At 60.7% G+C, this 15,923-nt stretch carries 15 protein-coding genes; 5 read left to right on the top strand and 10 right to left on the bottom strand.

The genetic code is table 11. The annotated features are described in order from the left end of the window. Positions 1–74: 74 nt before the first annotated feature. Together EPZ47_RS08865 and EPZ47_RS08860 are read right to left on the bottom strand one after the other, a co-directional pair. Positions 75–557 carry a GAF domain-containing protein gene (locus EPZ47_RS08865; RefSeq protein WP_135844432.1) on the bottom strand — a complete coding sequence of 161 codons (483 nt, stop codon included), beginning with the start codon at positions 555–557 and terminating at the stop codon, positions 75–77. Continuing rightward, complete coding sequence (locus EPZ47_RS08860; RefSeq protein WP_135844431.1) at positions 554–1,444, bottom strand: ATP-binding protein; 891 nt, start codon at positions 1,442–1,444, stop codon at positions 554–556. The genes EPZ47_RS08865 and EPZ47_RS08860 overlap by 4 nt, the downstream gene beginning before the upstream one ends. Positions 1,445–1,607: 163 nt before the next feature. Here EPZ47_RS08860 and EPZ47_RS08855 point away from each other — a divergent pair, with 163 nt between their 5' ends. Beyond that, the gene (locus EPZ47_RS08855; RefSeq protein ID WP_135844430.1) at positions 1,608–3,929 is read left to right on the top strand and encodes a hybrid sensor histidine kinase/response regulator; all 2,322 of its coding nucleotides are present in this window, start codon (positions 1,608–1,610) and stop codon (positions 3,927–3,929) included. On the opposite strand, the gene EPZ47_RS08850 is transcribed toward EPZ47_RS08855, so the two are convergent. The 3 genes from EPZ47_RS08850 to msrB all read right to left on the bottom strand — a co-directional run bounded on the left by EPZ47_RS08850 (position 3,913) and on the right by msrB (position 5,403). Next, entirely contained in the window at positions 3,913–4,374 is a 462-nt protein-coding gene (locus EPZ47_RS08850; protein WP_135844429.1) for a MarR family winged helix-turn-helix transcriptional regulator, read from the bottom strand. The genes EPZ47_RS08855 and EPZ47_RS08850 overlap by 17 nt on opposite strands. After that, positions 4,371–4,856, bottom strand: coding sequence for a glutathione peroxidase (locus EPZ47_RS08845; RefSeq protein WP_135844428.1), 486 nt, complete (start codon positions 4,854–4,856; stop codon positions 4,371–4,373). The genes EPZ47_RS08850 and EPZ47_RS08845 overlap by 4 nt, the downstream gene beginning before the upstream one ends. Positions 4,857–5,007: 151 nt before the next feature. Next, complete coding sequence (gene msrB / locus EPZ47_RS08840; protein WP_135844427.1) at positions 5,008–5,403, bottom strand: peptide-methionine (R)-S-oxide reductase MsrB; 396 nt, start codon at positions 5,401–5,403, stop codon at positions 5,008–5,010. A gap of 220 nt (positions 5,404–5,623) precedes the next feature. Here msrB and EPZ47_RS08835 point away from each other — a divergent pair, with 220 nt between their 5' ends. Both EPZ47_RS08835 and htpX read left to right on the top strand, forming a co-directional pair. Then, entirely contained in the window at positions 5,624–6,835 is a 1,212-nt protein-coding gene (locus tag EPZ47_RS08835; RefSeq protein ID WP_025212629.1) for a pyridoxal phosphate-dependent aminotransferase, read from the top strand. A 302-nt stretch (positions 6,836–7,137) separates the two neighbouring features. After that, complete coding sequence (gene htpX / locus EPZ47_RS08830) at positions 7,138–8,025, top strand: protease HtpX (RefSeq protein ID WP_135844426.1); 888 nt, start codon at positions 7,138–7,140, stop codon at positions 8,023–8,025. Between the two features lie 56 nt (positions 8,026–8,081). On the opposite strand, the gene EPZ47_RS08825 is transcribed toward htpX, so the two are convergent. Further along, a complete protein-coding gene (locus EPZ47_RS08825) occupies positions 8,082–8,738 on the bottom strand; it encodes a thiopurine S-methyltransferase (RefSeq protein ID WP_135844425.1) in 657 nt (218 codons plus the stop codon). Positions 8,739–8,841: 103 nt separating this feature from the next. Here EPZ47_RS08825 and EPZ47_RS08820 point away from each other — a divergent pair, with 103 nt between their 5' ends. Continuing rightward, the gene (locus EPZ47_RS08820) at positions 8,842–9,609 is read left to right on the top strand and encodes a DODA-type extradiol aromatic ring-opening family dioxygenase (RefSeq protein WP_135844424.1); all 768 of its coding nucleotides are present in this window, start codon (positions 8,842–8,844) and stop codon (positions 9,607–9,609) included. 215 nt (positions 9,610–9,824) lie between these two features. Here the strand turns inward: EPZ47_RS08820 and EPZ47_RS08815 are convergent, their stop codons facing one another. Then, on the bottom strand, positions 9,825–11,498 hold the full coding sequence (locus EPZ47_RS08815; protein WP_135844423.1) for a DEAD/DEAH box helicase: 1,674 nt from the start codon (positions 11,496–11,498) through the stop codon (positions 9,825–9,827). Positions 11,499–11,986: 488 nt separating this feature from the next. Next, entirely contained in the window at positions 11,987–12,742 is a 756-nt protein-coding gene (locus EPZ47_RS08805; RefSeq protein WP_135844422.1) for a spermidine synthase, read from the bottom strand. Between the two features lie 155 nt (positions 12,743–12,897). Between EPZ47_RS08805 and EPZ47_RS08800 the strand changes: the two genes are divergently transcribed. Then, positions 12,898–14,244 (top strand): class II 3-deoxy-7-phosphoheptulonate synthase, encoded by a 1,347-nt coding sequence (locus EPZ47_RS08800; protein ID WP_135844421.1) that lies wholly within the window; start codon positions 12,898–12,900, stop codon positions 14,242–14,244. Between the two features lie 133 nt (positions 14,245–14,377). On the opposite strand, the gene EPZ47_RS08795 is transcribed toward EPZ47_RS08800, so the two are convergent. Both EPZ47_RS08795 and EPZ47_RS08790 read right to left on the bottom strand, forming a co-directional pair. Next, entirely contained in the window at positions 14,378–15,607 is a 1,230-nt protein-coding gene (locus EPZ47_RS08795; protein ID WP_135844420.1) for a winged helix-turn-helix domain-containing protein, read from the bottom strand. A 64-nt stretch (positions 15,608–15,671) separates the two neighbouring features. Next, entirely contained in the window at positions 15,672–15,890 is a 219-nt protein-coding gene (locus tag EPZ47_RS08790) for a DUF1127 domain-containing protein (RefSeq protein WP_003199394.1), read from the bottom strand. Positions 15,891–15,923: the final 33 nt, after the last annotated feature.

Below are 15,923 nucleotides of genomic sequence, written 5' to 3'. Positions count from 1 at the left end.
CTTTCCCCTGACGCTTGAATCTCCAGCGAAAGATCAAAGGATCGCAGGCTGCGCCAGCTCCTGCACAAAGCCGGTCAACAATCAGTCAAGCGCAGGAAAATCGTGGCCAATGCTTCAATACCGACCTGATCATGTTCGGTAAAACGCGCCAGTTTCGGACTGTCCAGGTCGAGCACGCCAATCAGGCGCCCGTCCTTGACCAGCGGTACCACCAACTCGCTGTTCGACGCGCTGTCGCAGGCGATGTGGCCGGCGAAGGCATGGACGTCTTCGACGCGCTGGGTCTGGCCGGTTGCCGCAGCCGTGCCGCACACACCGCGACCGAAGGGAATCCGCACGCAGGCGATCTGGCCCTGGAAGGGTCCCAGCACCAGTTCTTCGTTGCGATTGAGGTAAAAACCGGCCCAGTTCAGGTCGTCCAGCTGACTGAACAGGAAGGCCGAGAACTGCGCGGCGTTGGCGATGAAATCACGCTCATCCGCCAGCAAGGACTCAAGCTGTGCCGATAACAAGCGGTAGCCGTCGAGGCCTTCGCCGGTGTTTTTCAAATCGATCATGCCTTGTGCTCCAGCAGTTTCAGGCCCACCCAATAACGGGCAAACTGATAAGCGCAACGTCCGTTGCGGTTGCCACGACCGGTGGCCCAGCGCACCGCCAGCACGTCCAGCGCTTCGTCGCGCTGCCAGGCCAGCCCGGCCTTGGCCGCCAGCTCGCCGATCCAGTGCTCTACCACGTTGAGGAAATGCTCCTGGGTAAACGGATAAAACGACAACCACAACCCGAACCGGTCGGACAACGCGATCTTGTCCTCCACCGCTTCGCTGGGGTGAAGTTCACCGTCCACACGTTTCCAGTTCTCGTTGTCGCTTTCCTTTTCCGGCACCAGGTGTCGGCGGTTGGACGTGGCATACAACAGCACGTTGTCCGGCGCCTGCTCGAGGGAACCGTCCAACACGCTTTTAAGCACGCGGTAATCGCCTTCGCCAGACTCGAACGACAAGTCGTCGCAGAACAACACGAAGCGCTGCGGCAGTTTTGCCACCTGCTCGACCACCCGGGGCAGATCGGCCAGGTGATCGCGCTCGATCTCGATCAACCGCAGGCCATCCTGGGCATGCTCGGCCAGCAAGGCGCGCACCAGGGACGACTTGCCAGTGCCACGCGAGCCCCAAAGCAAGGCATGGTTGGCGGGCATGCCATCGATGAACTGCCGGGTATTGCGACCCAACTGTTCAACTTGGCGGTCGACGCCGATCAGGTCCGACAGGCGCATGTCGAGGCTGACCTGAAGCGGCAGCAGGTAGCCGCTGCGCCCGTCACGTTGCCAGCGGGCGGCCAGGGTCTGGGTCCAATCAATGTTGGGCCGGGGAGCAGGCAACAGCGGCTCGATCCTGGCCAGCACCGCATCGGCACGCTCAAGAAAAGCATTCAATCGCGAGTCCACGTCTTCTCCTCGTGCAGGTTCACAGTAATGATGGCGCAACGGCAACGAAACGCCGTATTCAATGGCGGGTCTACCCCACACGACACAAACCGGTTACTCCGGTATTCAGAGATGATCAGCTATGCTTGACCGGCGAAGGGAAACGTAAGTGGTTCATCACTCAATGGACATCAGATTCACCCAACGGCTGTCCTATAAACAGGCCAGACTGACCGTCCTGGTGGGTTTCGTGCTGGGCACGTTGCTCAGCCTGATGCAGATCGGCATCGATTATGCCAGCGAAGACGCTTCGATCAACCGTGAAATCCTCTCGTTGCTGGAAATCAGCCACAACCCGGCCTCGCGCATCGCCTACAACATTGACGCCGAACTCGCCCAGGAGCTGTCCATGGGCCTGCTGCGTTCACCGGCGATCATCGGTGCAGAGCTGATCGACAACAACAATACCGTACTGGCCAGCGTCAAACGGCCCGAACTGCAAAGCAGTTACCGGTTCATCAGCGATTCGTTGTTCGGCGCCCAGCGTCAGTTCGAGGACCGCCTCTACCTGGACCACCTGCCCGCCGAATCCCTCGGTGTGCTGCGACTGGAGGTCGACACCTACGCGTTCGGCAGCCGCTTCCTGCGGCGCGCCGAGGTCACGTTGCTCAACGGCTTTGCCCGCAGCCTGATCCTGACCGGTATTCTGCTGGCGCTGTTCTACGTGATGCTGACCAAGCCGCTGGTACGGGTCATCCGCGAGTTGAGCAGTCGCGACCCGAGCAGCAGTGAACAGAACCGCCTGGAATGCCCTTCCGGCCATCAGTCCGATGAAATCGGTGTACTGGTGTCGGTCGCCAACCAGCAGTTCGAAAATATCACCACCGAAATCCAGCAGCGGCGCACGGCCGAAAATCGTCTCACTGAATACCTGGCGCAACTGGAAAACATCGTCTCGGCACGCACCGCCGAACTCAAGGCAATCAACGCCCGCCTCAGCCAATCCAACGAAGAACTGGAGGTGGCCCGACGCACGGCCCTGGACATGGCCGAAGCCCGCTCTGCGTTCCTGGCCAACATGAGCCATGAGATCCGCACGCCACTCAACGGTTTGCTGGGGATGATCGCACTGTCCCTGGATGGCCCCCTGACCGCTGAACAACAGCAGCAGCTATCGATTGCCCATGACTCGGGCAAGGTCTTGGTCGAACTGCTCAACGACATTCTCGACCTGTCGAAATTCGACGCCGGTCAACTGGAACTCGAACGCATCCCGTTCGACCTCGGCTCGCTGGTGGAGGACACCGCCAACCTGCTTTCCCAGAACGCCGCGCCCAGTGTCGAGCTGGCCTGCCTGATCGACCCGCGGTTCCCGGCGCAGGTACTGGGCGATCCGACCCGGGTGCGCCAGATCGTCAGCAACCTGTTGTCCAACGCCCTGAAGTTCACGCGCTTCGGCCGGGTCGATGTGAAATTGAGCCACTACGAAGGCGGCGTGCGCATTGAGGTCTGTGATACGGGCATTGGTATTCCCCAGGAGGATCAAGCGAAAATCTTGCAGCCGTTCACCCAGGCCGGCGCCGGTATTACCCGCCAGTTTGGTGGCACCGGGCTGGGTCTGGCACTGACCTACAACCTCTGCGAAGCCATGCAGGGTCGATTGACGATCAGTTCCGAAGCCGGTTTTGGCAGTCAATTCTGCGCAGACCTGCCCCTGCCCTGCCATACCCCTGCGCCCCCCATTGAATCCCTGCACGGCAACGTCGTCGCCATTACCGCCGGTAGCAGCGGCCTGGCCGAGTTACTGGGCATGTTGCTGCCAGGCTGGGGGCTGGATTACTCACGACGCTCCGTGGATGACAGCCTGCTGGGGCTCAAGCCTGATGTCCTGATCACTGATTGCCCGGAATGCCTGTTCCAACTGCGGCCAACCTTCGACGCCCCGATCCTGCTGGTAACCGCTTACGGCAGTTTCATGCCCGGCGAAGAAGCCGCCGCCCTCGTCCCCCTGATACAACAGGCTCGGCCGCTGGCGCGCCATGCGCTGTATCAGATTTTGCGGCGCGCCCTGCAAAGCGAGGCGACCACCATCAATGACGCACAGATCGAAGCCCTGGCACCGTCCAAGCGCGGTCGGGTGTTGCTGGTGGAGGACAATCCAGTCAACCAACTGGTGGCCAAGGGCATGCTGTTAAAACTGGGCTGCGAAGTCACGGTCGCGGCCCACGGCGTCGAGGCCCTGGATCAGCTCGAACAGCGGGTTTTCGACTTGGTGTTGATGGACTGCAACATGCCAGTGATGGACGGCTACGAAGCCAGCCGGCAGATTCGTCGCAGCGGGCGTTGGTCGGATCTGCCGATTGTCGCGCTGACGGCCAACGCCATGCCCGAGGAACGCGAGCGCTGCCGGGTTGCCGGCATGAGTGATTACTTGTCCAAGCCATTCCGCCGAGAAGAACTGGCGGCGCTGCTGGACCAGTGGATACCCACTACGTCAGCGCTTTGATCTGTCCCAGCAGATGATCGAGACCGTCTCGCAAACTCCCCAGACGGTCCAGATCAATCCCGCTGTCGCACAACAGGCGCGCCTTGAGCGGGCCAACCTGCTCGCGCAAGGCCCGACCTGCCTGGGACAGACTCAAATGTACCTCCCGCTCGTCGTGGGCCGAACGCTGACGCTGGACGAGGTCCAGTTGTTCCAGGCGCTTGAGCAGCGGCGTCAACGTGCCGGAATCCAGCGACAACCGCTCACCCAGGGCCTTGACCGTAGGTTGCTGCGGGGCGCTTTCCTGCCACTCCCACAGCACCAGCATTGCCAGGTATTGCGGATAGGTCAGGCCAAGCTGATCCAACATCGGCTTGTAGCCACGGATCACCGCCCGGGATGCAGCGTACAGCTTGAAGCACAACTGGTTGTCGAGCTTCAGCGAATCGACTGACATATCATTCATTTGAGCAGCGCTTCGATCTCACCGGTCAGCTCCTGGGGTTTGGTGGTCGGGGCAAAACGCTTGACCACCTGACCGTCCTTGCCGATCAGGAACTTGGTGAAATTCCACTTGATCCCCTTGGACCCCAGTACGCCGGGCGCACGCTGCTTGAGCTGGACAAACAGGGGATGGGCGTTGGCCCCGTTGACCTCGATTTTCTTGAACAGCGGGAAACTCACGCCGAAGTTCAATTCGCAGAACTCGGAAATCGCCCCTTCGTTGCCCGGCTCCTGCTTGCCGAACTGGTTGCAGGGAAAGCCCAGCACCACCAGGCCCTGGTCCTTGTAGGTCTGCCACAGCGCCTCAAGCCCCTTGTATTGCGGAGTAAAGCCGCACTGGCTGGCGGTGTTGACGACCAGCACAGCCTTGCCGGCGAAATCGGCGAGGGTCTTTTGCTCACCTTTGATGGTGGTGCAGGGGATGCTCAGCAGGTTGTCGCTCATGGCAAGGCTCCAGATGGAAAGAAGAGGACGCTGAAGATAGCGAACGATTCAATTGTGTGCAATTTAATTGCTCGAAGCCGCAGCAATTGCACCGATGATCCTTAGACGAACACAACCTGTGGCGAGGGGATTTATCCCCTCGCCACAGGACTCAATCGCGGGGCACGAGATCCAGGCACACCGAGTTGATGCAGTAGCGCAGGCCGGTAGGCGGCGGTCCATCGGGGAAAACATGGCCCAAGTGGGCGTCGCATTGGGCGCAGACCACTTCGGTGCGGATCATGCCGTGGCTGACATCGCGCACTTCCACCACCGCACTGCCTTCGATCGGCGCGTAGAAACTCGGCCAGCCACAGCCGGAATCGAATTTGGTCCGCGAATCGAACAGCGGCTCGTTGCAGCAGATGCAGTGGTACACGCCGTCGGTCTTGGTGTCGTTGTATTTACCGGAGAATGGCCGTTCGGTGCCCTTCAGCCGACAGACGTTGTACTGCTCCGGGTCGAGCATGGCGCGCCATTCTTCAAGGGTTTTCTGCAACTTTTCCATCGTCCTACCTCGGCAATTGAAAAAGCCCGATCCGACGCTTTTCCGCAGATCGGGCGGCACGTATGATTGCGCCTCGTCAGGCGCCAGTCTGGCAGTCACGTCATGCGCATTCAAACGGATTGTGACGCATGTACCGCGTCAGGCCTGGGCACAGACGCAGGATCCCCAGTACGGTAGTTCATACGCCGCCTGGATCGTTCATTTTCGGGAACACATCGCCATGCAGGTCAGCAAATCGAACAAGCTCGCCAACGTCTGCTACGACATTCGCGGCCCGGTGCTCAAGCACGCCAAACGCCTGGAAGAGGAAGGCCATCGCATCCTCAAGCTGAACATCGGCAACCCGGCACCCTTTGGTTTCGAAGCGCCCGATGAAATTCTCCAGGACGTCATCCGCAACCTGCCGACCGCCCAGGGCTACAGCGACTCCAAGGGCCTGTTCAGCGCCCGCAAGGCCGTGATGCAGTACTACCAGCAGAAGCAGGTCGAAGGTGTCGGCATCGAAGACATCTACCTGGGCAACGGCGTATCCGAGCTGATCGTGATGTCGATGCAGGCCCTGCTCAACAACGGCGATGAAGTGCTGGTGCCGGCGCCGGATTATCCATTGTGGACCGCCGCCGTGAGCCTGTCCGGCGGCAACCCGGTGCATTACCTGTGCGACGAGCAGGCCAACTGGTTCCCTGACCTGGCGGACATCAAGGCCAAGATCACGCCCAATACCAAGGCGCTGGTGATCATCAACCCGAACAACCCGACCGGCGCGGTGTATTCCAGGGAAGTGCTGCTGGGCATGCTGGAATTGGCCCGCCAGCACAACCTGGTGGTGTTTTCCGACGAGATCTACGACAAGATCCTCTACGACGATGCCGTGCACATCTGCACCGCCTCCCTGGCGCCGGACCTGCTGTGCCTGACCTTCAACGGCCTGTCCAAATCCTATCGGGTCGCGGGCTTCCGCTCCGGCTGGATCGTCATTACCGGCCCCAAGCATCACGCCCAGAGCTATATCGAAGGCATCGACATGCTGGCCAACATGCGCCTGTGTGCCAACGTGCCGAGCCAGCACGCGATCCAGACAGCGCTAGGCGGCTACCAGAGCATCAACGACCTGGTCCTGCCCCAGGGCCGTCTGTTGGAACAACGCAATCGTACCTGGGAACTGCTCAACGACATTCCCGGCGTCAGCTGCGTCAAGCCGATGGGGGCGCTGTATGCCTTCCCACGGATCGACCCGAAGGTCTGCCCGATCCACAACGATGAAAAATTCGTCCTCGACCTGCTGCTGTCCGAGAAGCTGCTGGTGGTCCAGGGCACCGCGTTCAACTGGCCGTGGCCGGATCACTTCCGCGTCGTGACCCTGCCGCGGGTCGATGACCTCGACCAGGCCATCGGCCGGATCGGCAACTTCCTCAAGTCCTACCGCCAATAAGCCGGACCGCGTGCGAGGAGCCCTCGCCTCGCACGCTGTTTGATTCAGCAACATATCCGCTGCGCCGGTTCCGGCAAGCCTTCTACACTAGGGGCTGAGCAGCTAGCGGGCCTCCCGGCCCAACGTTCACGGGAGATCGGCGCCATATTTCTTTTCCCCGGACACTTTCAGAAAAGTCTTTCAATCATTTGGGACGTCTGTAGGACACAGTTTGAAATAGTCGGCGAGTTGAATAGCCTGCGGCAGCACCTTATATACCCCGCATAACGCTACATCTTTAGCATGAGGAGATTTCCACCACCATGATGCGCATCCTGCTGTTTTTGGCCACTAACCTGGCGGTCGTGCTGATTGCCAGCATCACCTTGAGCCTTTTTGGCTTCAACGGGTTCATGGCGGCCAACGGGGTTGACCTCAACCTCAATCAGCTGCTGATCTTCTGTGCGGTGTTCGGTTTCGCCGGTTCCCTGTTCTCGCTGTTCATCTCCAAGTGGATGGCGAAGATGAGCACCAGCACCCAGATCATCAGCCAGCCGCGCACTCACCACGAACAATGGCTGCTGCAAACCGTCGAGCAGTTGTCTCGCGAAGCCGGTATCAAGATGCCGGAAGTCGGGATTTTCCCGGCCTACGAGGCTAACGCCTTTGCCACCGGCTGGAACAAGAATGACGCATTGGTCGCGGTCAGCCAGGGTTTGCTCGAGCGGTTTTCACGCGATGAAGTCAAGGCCGTGCTGGCCCACGAGATCGGCCACGTTGCCAACGGCGACATGGTGACCTTGGCGTTGATCCAGGGCGTGGTGAACACCTTCGTGATGTTCTTTGCCCGCATCATCGGCAATTTCGTCGACAAGGTGATCTTCAAGAATGAAGAAGGCCAGGGTATCGCCTACTACGTGGCAACCATTTTTGCCGAACTGGTACTGGGCATCCTCGCCAGCGCCATCGTCATGTGGTTCTCGCGCAAACGCGAGTTCCGCGCCGACGAAGCCGGCGCACGCCTGGCTGGCACCAGCGCCATGATCGGCGCACTGCAACGCCTGCGTGCCGAGCAGGGTTTGCCTGTTCACATGCCCGATACCTTGAATGCCTTTGGCATCAACGGTGGCATCAAGCAGGGCCTGGCACGCATGTTCATGAGCCACCCGCCCCTGGAAGAGCGTATCGACGCACTGCGTCGTCGCGGCTGACAGGTTCGAGCATCATAGGAAGCCCGCAGAGATGCGGGCTTTTTTTGTCTGCTGGTTTAGGTGCGCCTGGAAACCCGATACACCCGCTCCTCCAGCCTCTTCACCCCAGCCTGCAAGAACTTCCAGCTTTCCCCCAGCACATCCTGCTCCTGCAAGACCTCCAGCCGCCAGCCGCCACCCAGCAACCGTTGCACTTCATCATCCCCTACGGAGAAAGGCGGGCCGGGCATTTCATCCTGGTTGTAATCCAGGGTAATCAACAACCCAACGCACTCCGGCAAGATCTTCTGCAAATGGGCCGCATACCGCTCCCGCATCGCCCCAGGCAAGGCGATCAACGCAGCACGGTCATACAACGCCGCGCAATCGGCCACATCCGCAGCATCCAAGGCAAAAAAATCACCGCAACGGATTTCGATATCCCCGGCACGAAACACCTTGAACGCGCCCTCTTCACTCACGCTCGGCTCAAGCTGATGCTCAAGGAAGAAATCCGCGGCGGCTTTTTCCGACAGCTCCACCCCCAGTACCGAATACCCCTGCTGGGCGAGCCACAAAAGGTCGAGCGTTTTCCCGCACAGGGGCACCAGCACCCGACTGCCCTGCTCTACCCCCAGTTGCGACCAGAAACGTTGCAGATAGGGGTTCACCTCCGGCAAATGAAAGCCAATCTGGTTCGATGACCAGCGCTTGTGCCAAAACTCAGGCTCCATGATTCGCTCCAAAAATTCGATCAAAACGGGCTAAAACTTATATTAGATTTAGATCATTGACCTGGCGGAAGATGACAACATCTTAACGCTCAGGAGCCTGTTCATGCTGCCCAGCCTGTTTATCTCCCATGGTTCACCGATGTTGGCCCTGGAACCCGGCGACAGTGGCCCGGCGCTGGCTCGCCTGGCCGCTCAACTGCCCCGCCCCAGCGCCATCGTCATCGTGTCCGCCCACTGGGAAAGCAGTGAACTGTTGGTCAGCGCGAACCCGCAACCACCCACCTGGCACGACTTCGGCGGCTTCCCAGCGGCGTTGTACGAGGTGCAGTACCCCGCGCCGGGCGACCCGCAGCTGGCGGCGCAAGTAGCAGACCTGCTCAACGCCGCGCACCTGCCGACACGCCTCGACCCTCAACGGCCGTCCGATCACGGCGTCTGGGTGCCACTGTCCTTGATGTATCCGGAGGCCGACATCCCGGTGGTGCAGATCTCCCTGCCCAGCCGCCAGGGACCGGCATTGCAGACGCAAGTCGGCCATGCCCTGGCGAGCCTGCGCCAGCAGGGCGTCCTGCTGATCGGCTCTGGCAGCATCACCCACAACTTGCGCGACCTGGACTGGAACGCCGGCCCTGAAAGCATCGAGCCCTGGGCGAAAGCCTTTCGTGACTGGATGGTGGAGCAACTGGCGGCCAACGATGAGGCCACGCTGCATGATTACCGGCACCAGGCGCCGAACGCCGTGCGCAGCCACCCCAGTGACGAGCATCTGTTGCCGCTGTATTTCGCCCGGGGTGCGGGAGGGAAATTCAGTGTTGCCCATACGGGGTTCACGATGGGGACGTTGGGGATGGATATCTATCGGTTTGACTGACAGATAGACCGAGTCGCTGCATTCGTGAGCAAGCCCGCTCCCACAGGTGATTGCGGTGAACACTGCCTCTGTGCGCACCGTAGTCCGGTGTGGGAGCGGGCTCGCTCGCGAATGAGGCAACGCCAGTCAACCTGAAGAAACCCCAAACGACAGGCAAAAAAATCCCCGAACCAGTCGGGGATTTTTTATGTTCGATCAATCAGCCCGCAAGCCGATCAATCTTCGCGATAGCGACGCAGTTTGAGCTGCTTGCCGGCCACACGGGTGTCCTTCAGTTTGGTCAGCAATTTCTCCAGACCATCTTCCGGCAGTTCCACCAGGCTGAAGCTGTCACGCACTTGAATGCGACCGATGGCTTCACGCGCCAGGCCGCCTTCGTTGAGGATGGCACCCAGCAGGTTCTTGGCTGCGATGCCGTCACGGGCACCCAGCGCGGTACGGCAACGAGCACGGCCTTCGGCCAGCGGGATCGGCGCACGACGCTCGCGATCACCACGGTCCGGACGGTCACCGGTACGCTCAGGACGGTCGCCACGCGGTGCGTTGTTCGGCACCAGAGGACGTTCCTTCTCGATCGCAGCCAGGGTCAGCGCCTGGCCATTGGTGGCCTTGCGCAGCAGTGCGGCGGCCAGGGCACGCGGGGTGCAACCGATGTCGGCGGTCAGGCGATCGAGCAGATCACCGTGGGTCGATTCGGCGTCAGCCACCAGCGGCGACAAGCTGTTGGTCAGTTTCTTGATGCGGGCATCGAGAACGGCCTGGGCATCCGGCAGGCGAACTTCAGCCACCTTCTGACCGGTCACACGCTCGATCACTTGCAGCATGCGGCGCTCACGCGGGGTGACCAGCAGCAGTGCACGACCTTCGCGACCGGCACGGCCAGTACGGCCGATACGGTGAACGTAGGATTCCGGATCGTACGGCATGTCCACGTTGAACACGTGGGTGATGCGCGGAACGTCCAGGCCGCGGGCGGCGACGTCGGTTGCCACAACGATGTCCAGACGGCCATCCTTGAGGGACTCGATCACGCGCTCACGCTGGTTCTGGGCGATGTCACCGTTCAGCGCAGCGGCTTTGTAGCCTTTGGCTTCCAGGGCACTGGCCAGGTCCAGGGTCGCTTGCTTGGTGCGCACGAACATGATCAGGGCGTCGAAATCCTCGACTTCCAGCAGGCTCAATACAGCCGAGGTCTTCTGGTCAGCGTGAACCAGCAGGTGAGCCTGCTCGATCGCGGTAACGGTCTGGGTCTTGGTCTGGATCTTCACGTGTTGCGGATCGCGCAGGTGGCGCTCGGCAATGGCACGGATCGACTGCGGCAGGGTGGCCGAGAACAGTACAGTCTGACGGGTCGCTGGCAAGGCCTTGAAGATGACTTCCAGGTCATCCATGAAACCCAGCTTGAGCATTTCGTCGGCTTCGTCGAGAACCAGATGGTTCACGGTAGCCAGAACTTTTTCGTCACGACGCAGGTGGTCGCACAGACGACCCGGAGTGGCGACCACGATCTGGGCGCCATTACGGATGGCTTTCAGTTGTGGGCCCATCGGGGCACCACCGTAGACGGCCACAACGGTAACGCCGGGCATTTGCTTGGCGTAGGTTTCGAAAGCGGTTGCTACTTGCAGCGCCAACTCGCGGGTTGGCGCCAGGATCAGGGCTTGCGGCTCGCGCTTGGCAGGATCGATGCGATGCAGGATCGGCAGGGCGAACGCAGCGGTTTTACCCGTACCGGTTTGCGCCTGGCCAATCATGTCGTGGCCGGCCATGATGATCGGGATCGATTGCTGCTGAATCGCCGAAGGTTCTTCGTAGCCGGTCGCGGTGACGGCTGCAAGAATGTTCGGATTAAGATTAAAAGCGGCGAAGCCGCCGGTTTCCTGGGTCATGGGTCTGCCTCTAAGTGCATCCGCAAAGACCCATGCTCCAAAGCTGCGCGTGCCGTGTTGAGACTCAAGAGTCGCCCTGGCTGCTTTGTCGGCGGGGATTTGCGAAAACGAATGAATGAATAAGAACGTCGTGGAAGCATCCGTTGTGCGGACATGCAACCGAAGCTGGCTTCGGGGAATTGCGCTACCTTGACGCGGCCCGGCTAAAGGCCGGCGCGCACTATACCGGAATTTGCCCAAAAAGGGAGCTTTTTTTATCGGAAAAGCCCGGTATATGGCTCTCTGCCACAGGCTTTGGGGATCACTGCAGAATCGTCTGTTTCGCAAAGGCCCGGCGCTGCGGGGGCGGGATGCTAAAACGGTTCATCTTTACCTGTGGGAGCAAAGCTTGCTCGCGATGAACTCAACTCAGTACTTGCGGGAATCGCAGTGTCTGCGCGCGAGCAAGCTTTGCTCCCACAGTGGGGTTGTCACACCCTGAACGTGTTTCAAGTCGCCGGCCGGATCGCCTTGATCAACGACTGCAGCGAATAACCCAATCGCGGTGCCAGCCCTTCAGCCCGGGCCACCAGGCCTTGCATGTCCAGCGACTGGTCCAGGTCAGCCGGCACGATCAGGATCACATTGCCCTCCTTCACCGGCAGCTCCCAGTAATGACGATGGTACAGGCCACGCAGCAATGCCGCGCCCAACGGTTTGCCATCGTCGGTGGCCCACTGGTTGATCACCAGCCAGCCGCCCGGGTTGAGGCGTTTCTGGCAGTTTTCCAGGAAACCCCAGGCCAGGTGCCCGACGCCAGGGCCCACATCGGTATAAAGGTCGACGAAAATCAGGTCCGCCGGCTCGGCGGTTTCCAGCAGTTCCAGGGCATCGCCGACGCGGATGTACAGCCGCGGATCGTCGTCCAACCCCAGGTACTCGATGGCCAGGCGCGGCACATCGGGGCGCAGTTCGATGGCCTCGACATCTTCCAGCGGCAGGAACTTGAGGCAGGCCTGGGTCAGCGTCCCCGCCCCCAGCCCCAGGAACAACGCACTCTCCGGCTGCTCATGGCACAGCGCACCGATCAGCATCGCACGGGTGTAATCGTATTCGAGCCAGCTCGGATCAGCCGTGAACACGCAGCTCTGCTCGATGGCATCACCGAATTCAAGAAACCGGTAATCGGCCACTTCGAGTACGCGGATCATGCCGAACTCGTCATGCACCTCGGCGAGCAGATGCTCGACGCGCTCCTCTGTCATTTCATCTCCTGATGGTAACCGGACGACTGCAGCAACCCGTTGAACCTATGCGCAAACTGGGCAAAGGTGCAATTGTCCGCGAAGCGACACAAACAGGTCACGCACTAATTGCTGATAACATGGCCACCCGAGCTTAAATCACCTTAGAGATCATGATGAGCCAACCCTGGAGCCCTGAAAGCTGGCGCGCCCTGCCGATCCAGCAACAACCCCGGTACCCCGATGCAGCGCATCTGTTGCAGGTGGAGCAGACCCTGGCCAGTTATCCGCCACTGGTGTTTGCCGGTGAAGCCCGGGAGTTGCGCCGTCAGTTCGCCGAGGTGACCCAGGGCCGGGCCTTCCTGCTACAGGGCGGCGACTGCGCCGAAAGCTTTGCCGAGTTCTCGGCGGCGAAGATTCGCGACACTTTCAAGGTGTTGCTGCAAATGGCGATCGTCATGACCTTTGCCGCCGGTTGCCCGGTGGTCAAGGTTGGGCGCATGGCCGGCCAGTTCGCCAAGCCGCGCTCGGCCAACGATGAGACCATTGATGGTGTGACCCTACCGGCCTACCGGGGCGACATCGTCAACGGCATCGGTTTCGACGAGAAAAGCCGTGTACCAGACCCGGAGCGGCTGCTGCAGTCCTACCACCAGTCCACTGCCACGCTGAACTTGTTGCGAGCGTTCGCCCAGGGCGGGTTCGCCGATCTGCACCAGGTGCACAAGTGGAATCTGGATTTCATCGCCAATTCGGCCCTGGCGGAAAAGTACAGCCACCTGGCCGACCGCATCGACGAAACCCTGGCCTTCATGCGCGCTTGCGGCATGGACAGCTCGCCGCAACTGCGCGAGACCAGCTTCTTCACCGCCCACGAAGCGCTGCTGCTCAATTACGAAGAAGCCTTCGTGCGCCGTGACAGCCTGACCAACGAATACTACGACTGCTCGGCCCACATGCTGTGGATCGGCGACCGCACCCGTCAATTGGACGGTGCCCATGTGGAATTCCTGCGTGGGGTGAACAACCCGATCGGGGTCAAGGTCGGGCCGACCATGGACCCCGACGATCTGATCCGCCTGATCGACGTGCTCAACCCGGACAACGACCCGGGCCGGCTGAACCTGATCGCGCGGATGGGCGCAAACAAGGTCGGCGAGCACCTGCCGCCGCTGTTGCGCGCCGTGCAGCGCGAAGGCAAGCAGGTGCTGTGGAGCTCCGACCCGATGCACGGCAACACCATCAAGGCCAGCAGCGGCTACAAGACCCGGGACTTCGCGCAGATCCTCGGCGAAGTGAAGCAGTTCTTCCAGGTCCACCAGGCCGAAGGCACCTATGCCGGCGGGATTCACATCGAGATGACCGGGCAGAACGTCACCGAATGCATCGGCGGCGCGCGACCGATCACCGAAGACGGACTATCGGACCGCTACCACACCCACTGCGACCCGCGGATGAACGCCGATCAGTCGCTGGAATTGGCGTTCTTGATTGCCGAGACGTTGAAGCAGGTTCGGCGGTGAGTCAGTAAGGCATTCGTCGGCTGTTGGACTGCTATCGCGAGCGAGCTCGCTCCCACATTTGATCTCTGGTGAACACAATATTTGTGAACGACGCAGTCAATGTGGGAGCGGGCTTGCTCGCGAAGAGGCCAGTTCAGTCACCACCAATCTCAGCCAACGCCACCGCCAACCGAACCCCACTCACCCGCCGGCAATTCAACTGAACCCGCGCCAACCCCAACCAGTCAGCCATGCGCCGCAGGTTTATCGCCAACGCCTGTATCCCCTCCTCGTCCAGCCCCGGCTCCTCCTCATGCACGGCATGCACCGCCAATCGCCCGAGGGCTCGCTCTGCCCGCAGATCGACCCGCGCCGCGATGCGTTCGTTGTGCAGGAACGGCAAGACGTAGTAGCCGTACACCCGCTTGTCAGCCGGGGTGTAAATCTCCAATCGATAGCGAAAATCGAAAAGCCGCTCGGTACGGCTGCGCTCCCAGACCAGCGAATCGAACGGCGACAGCAAGGCGCTGGCCGTCACTTTGCGCGGGATTTTCACGGTGGGTCGACACCAGGCCGGTTGCTTCCAACCCTGCACCTGGCAACGCCACAGATCACCGGCCTCTTCCAGTTCGGCCAGTCGTCCACGGCAGTCAGCCGGAGCGAGGCGAAAGTAGTCGCGCAAGTCTTTCTCGGTGGCAACGCCCAAGGCGTCAGCGGCATGCAGCAGCAAGCCGCGTTGAGCCTGGGCCTCGTCGGGCAGCGCTTGCTGCAGGACTGCGGCCGGGAGTACCCGTTCCGGCAAATCGTAGAGCCGCTCGAAACCCCGCCGCCCCGCCACCGTGACTTCACCTGCGGCGAACAGCCATTCCAACGCGTGTTTTTCGACGCTCCAGTCCCACCAGGGTCCGGCCTTTTCCTGGCGCGTGGACAAGCTGCCCGCGCCAATGGCGCCCTGCTCCTGGACCGAAGCCAGGACGCGGCGAATGACATCCCGGCGTTCATGACCAAAACGCGCCAACTGCTGATAAATACCTTCGCCACGGGACGCACGATTCATGCGCCAGCGCATCAGCGGATACATGGACATTGGCAGCAGCGACGCTTCATGGCCCCAGTATTCGAACAGCGTGCGACGTCGGCCCTGACTCCAGGCAGCTTGATCGAGCAAATCGGGGTTGTAGTGACCAAGACGGGAAAACAGCGGGAGGTAGTGCGAGCGCACCAACGCATTGACTGAGTCGATCTGCACGACACCGAGGCGTTCGATCAGACGGTTGAGGCGCGCCGGTTGCACCGAAGCCGGCGATGACCGCCCATCGAATCCTTGGGCGGACAACGCCAGACGCCGGGCCTGTTTGAGGGTAAAGGACTGAGTCGCGGGCATGAAGATCTCCTTGTCTGCTCGCAACCTACCTCACCAATAAGGGGTTTGTGTAGGAAAGGATGGCTCATTTGTGCATTGGGTCATCCCAGAATGGCCGAACCACTTCCTGCTCCACGTCGGCACGGCTGACACCAATGTCCTTGAGCGCCTCGTCGCTCATTCCGGCGAGCAGTTCGCGTTCATGGTGCAATTCGTACCAGCGACTAAACTTGTGCAGCAGGGCGCTGACCGAAAAGCCGTGGGAGAGTTTGTCTATCAGTAGATATCCTTTTTGACCTTTCATCGTGATGTCCTCCGTTGGGGATGGCTCAAGTCT

Source organism: Pseudomonas viciae (genome assembly GCF_004786035.1).
Classification (GTDB): Bacteria; Pseudomonadota; Gammaproteobacteria; order Pseudomonadales; family Pseudomonadaceae; genus Aquipseudomonas; species Aquipseudomonas viciae.
The sequence above is the reverse complement of the archived record's forward strand: the minus strand, read 5'-3'. Positions and strand labels throughout refer to the sequence as shown.

Bases quoted from the DNA above. Each gene is read 5' to 3' on its own strand.
- EPZ47_RS08865 (WP_135844432.1), bottom strand. From the start codon at position 557: ATGATCGATTTGAAAAACACCGGCGAAGGCCTCGACGGCTACCGCTTG.
- EPZ47_RS08855 (WP_135844430.1), top strand. From the start codon at position 1,608: ATGGACATCAGATTCACCCAACGGCTGTCCTATAAACAGGCCAGACTG.
- EPZ47_RS08850 (WP_135844429.1), bottom strand. From the start codon at position 4,374: ATGAATGATATGTCAGTCGATTCGCTGAAGCTCGACAACCAGTTGTGC.
- EPZ47_RS08845 (WP_135844428.1), bottom strand. From the start codon at position 4,856: ATGAGCGACAACCTGCTGAGCATCCCCTGCACCACCATCAAAGGTGAG.
- msrB (WP_135844427.1), bottom strand. From the start codon at position 5,403: ATGGAAAAGTTGCAGAAAACCCTTGAAGAATGGCGCGCCATGCTCGAC.
- EPZ47_RS08835 (WP_025212629.1), top strand. From the start codon at position 5,624: ATGCAGGTCAGCAAATCGAACAAGCTCGCCAACGTCTGCTACGACATT.
- htpX (WP_135844426.1), top strand. From the start codon at position 7,138: ATGATGCGCATCCTGCTGTTTTTGGCCACTAACCTGGCGGTCGTGCTG.
- EPZ47_RS08825 (WP_135844425.1), bottom strand. From the start codon at position 8,738: ATGGAGCCTGAGTTTTGGCACAAGCGCTGGTCATCGAACCAGATTGGC.
- EPZ47_RS08820 (WP_135844424.1), top strand. From the start codon at position 8,842: ATGCTGCCCAGCCTGTTTATCTCCCATGGTTCACCGATGTTGGCCCTG.
- EPZ47_RS08815 (WP_135844423.1), bottom strand. From the start codon at position 11,498: ATGACCCAGGAAACCGGCGGCTTCGCCGCTTTTAATCTTAATCCGAAC.
- EPZ47_RS08805 (WP_135844422.1), bottom strand. From the start codon at position 12,742: ATGACAGAGGAGCGCGTCGAGCATCTGCTCGCCGAGGTGCATGACGAG.
- EPZ47_RS08800 (WP_135844421.1), top strand. From the start codon at position 12,898: ATGAGCCAACCCTGGAGCCCTGAAAGCTGGCGCGCCCTGCCGATCCAG.
- EPZ47_RS08795 (WP_135844420.1), bottom strand. From the start codon at position 15,607: ATGCCCGCGACTCAGTCCTTTACCCTCAAACAGGCCCGGCGTCTGGCG.
- EPZ47_RS08790 (WP_003199394.1), bottom strand. From the start codon at position 15,890: ATGAAAGGTCAAAAAGGATATCTACTGATAGACAAACTCTCCCACGGC.